The 2,808-nt window shown below is 63.1% G+C and carries 2 protein-coding genes; both read left to right on the forward strand.

Features of this window, described 5'->3' with window-relative positions; all coding sequences use genetic code 11:
* The coding region (locus ACESMD_RS05885; protein ID WP_372611224.1) for a peptidoglycan DD-metalloendopeptidase family protein at positions 1-1,095 on the forward strand (1,095 nt) is incomplete at its 5' end.
* A 130-nt stretch (positions 1,096-1,225) separates the two neighbouring features.
* The coding region (locus ACESMD_RS05890) for an ABC transporter ATP-binding protein (RefSeq protein ID WP_372611226.1) at positions 1,226-2,808 on the forward strand (1,583 nt) is incomplete at its 3' end.

A 2,808-nucleotide genomic window follows, 5' to 3' on the forward strand; every position in this document is an offset into this window, starting at 1 on the left:
ATCCAGCGGGGGGATACCCTTGCCGTGATAGCCCAGCAATATCTTGGACTCGGTTACAGCGAGGTCCTGGCTCTGCTCGAGCAGGTTCCCGACCAGAATATTCTCACCCGCTGGCGGGTCGGAGACAGCTTTGATTACCAATTGGACGAGGAAGGCAGACTCCTCTCCATGAAGATCATGCGCGATGTCCGTCGCGGCGTCATGGTGGAACGCGATGAGGGAGCCTATGACGTCACCACCATCGAGCGCTCCGGCGAGCCCACCCAGCGTCTCTTCGCCGGCACCGTCAGCGGCAGCTTCGCCCGCTCGGCCCAGGCCACTGGCCTTTCCAGCGCCGAGGTCAGTCAACTATCGCGCCTGCTGAACAAGAAACTCGACTTTCGCCGCGACACCCGTCGCGGCGATCATTTTCAGGTGCTGATGGAATCCGACGTCATCGACGGTCAGAGTCTCGACTCCCGTGTACTGGCAGTACAGTACCAGGGAGAACGCATGAATTTGACCGTGGTTCGCAACGACAGCGACAACACCTTCTATACGCCGGATGGCAATAGTCTCGATCCGGCCTTCAATCGCTATCCCTTCGATGGGCGCTATCGCCTCAGCTCCAACTTCAATCCGACTCGCAAGCACCCCGTTACCGGACGGGTCAGACCTCACAAGGGTACCGACTTCGCCATGCCCATCGGGACCAGCGTCCAGACCCCGGCCAATGGCCACGTGGAGAAGGTCGGCAATCATCCAGGGGCAGGCCGTTATGTGGTCATCCGCCACGACAACGGCTACAAGACGCGTTACCTGCATCTGTCTAAACCCCTGGTCAGTAGTGGCCAGCGCGTCGCCATGGGCGAGAGAGTCGCCCTCTCCGGCAACACCGGGCGCAGCACGGGCCCTCACCTCCACTACGAGGTCCTGGTCAACAACACTCAGGTGAATGCCATGAAGGTGGCACTTCCGGAAAACCAGAGCCTTCAGGGTGAACAGCTGATAGCCTTCCAGCGTCAGGCGGAACCCTTGCTGGCGGCGCTCGAGAGCGGCGAGACCGGTACCGTGGTCGCCAGTGCGCAAGTCGAGCCTGAAGACGACGACAGCTGAGTCCTGGCAGGACCCGTTACTGCGCCCCGCCCTGTGCGGGGCGCTTTTCGTTGAACCCCGGCCGTTTATCGATACCGAGGCTCGATTAGAGGCCGAATAGGCCCCGCCATCCGATCCGTGGAGACTGTCCGTGTCATCCCCCAACCCGGTGCCTGCCTCGCCCCAGGCCGGCCGGCTGAGCACCTTCTTCGGCGTCTTCCGCTACAGTCGCCGCGCACTGGAGCTGGTCTGGCAGACCTCGCCCTTACTGACCCTCGGGCTTGCCCTCTGCACCCTGGTCGCCGGGGTCCTTCCGGCGGTGGCGGCGTGGATCGGCCAGTTGATCGTCGACTCGGTGGTCGAGGCCATGGCCTACCATCGCGAATCCGGCGCGCCCCTGACCCTGGAAAGCAGCTGGCCGGTGCTGCGCTATGTGCTCGCCGAGGCCGGCGTGATCATGGTCATCGCCCTGGCACAGCGAGGATTATCGGCCCAGCAATCCCTGTTGCGGGCGCTGCTCGGCCAGAAGGTCAATGTCATGATCCTCGAGAAGGCCGGCACCCTGTCGATGGCCCAGTTCGAGGATTCGGAGTTCTACGACAAGTTGACCCGGGCACGGCGTGAGGCCTCGATCCGCCCGCTGGGGCTGGTCAACAAGACCTTCAGCCTGCTGCAGAACGCCATCTCCCTGGCCAGCTTCGGCGTGTTGCTGGTGCAGTTCTCACCCTGGGCGATTCTCATCCTGCTGATCGGCGCCCTGCCGGTGTTCGTCTCCGAGGCCAAGTTCTCGGGCGACGCCTTCCGGCTGTTCCGCTGGCGCTCTCCCCAGACCCGCATGCAGATGTACCTGGAGACGGTGCTGGCCCGGGAGGACAGCATAAAGGAGGTCAAGCTGTTCGGCCTGGAACCACTCCTGCTGGACCGCTACCGCAAGATCTTCGACACCCTCTATGGCGAGGACCGCCGCCTGACCCTGCGCCGCGAGAGCTGGGGATTCATGCTCGGGCTTGTGGGAACCCTCGCCTTCTACGGCGCCTATGCCTGGGTGGTGGTGGAAACCATCGGCGGAGGCCTGAGCCTGGGCGAGATGACCATGTATCTGATGGTCTTCAAGCAGGGGCAAGGGGCGCTGTCGGCGAGTCTCACCGCCATCAGCGGCATGTATGAAGACAACCTCTACCTGTCGAATCTCTACGAGTACCTCGAACAGCCGGTGCCCGCCGATCGTGGCACCCTGACCCGAGGCGAGATACCAGGCGACGGCATTCGCTTCGAGAATGTCGGTTTCACCTACCCCGGGGCCCAGTCACCGGCCCTATCGGGTATTTCGTTGCATCTGACACCCGGTCACAGCCTCGCCATGGTGGGTGCCAACGGCTCCGGCAAGACCACACTGATCAAGCTGCTCACCCGGCTTTATGAACCCACCCTGGGACGCATCCTCCTGGATGGCAGCGACCTGCGCGACTGGGACGTCCAGACGTTGCGTCAGCGTATCGGGGTGATCTTCCAGGACTTCGTTCGCTACCAACTGAAGGTCGGCGAGAACCTGGGAGCCGGCGACGTCACCGCCTTCTATGACGAGAACCGGTGGCAGGAGGCCGCCCGACGGGGCCTATCCGATGACTTCATCTCCGACATGCCCCATGGCTACCACACCCAGCTGGGTCGCTGGTTCAAGGGCGGCCAGGAACTCTCCGGTGGCCAGTGGCAGAAGATCGCCCTGTCTCGCGC

Origin of the sequence: Halomonas sp., from assembly GCF_041689495.1 — a bacterium.
In the GTDB taxonomy this organism is placed as follows: domain Bacteria; phylum Pseudomonadota; class Gammaproteobacteria; order Pseudomonadales; family Halomonadaceae; genus Halomonas.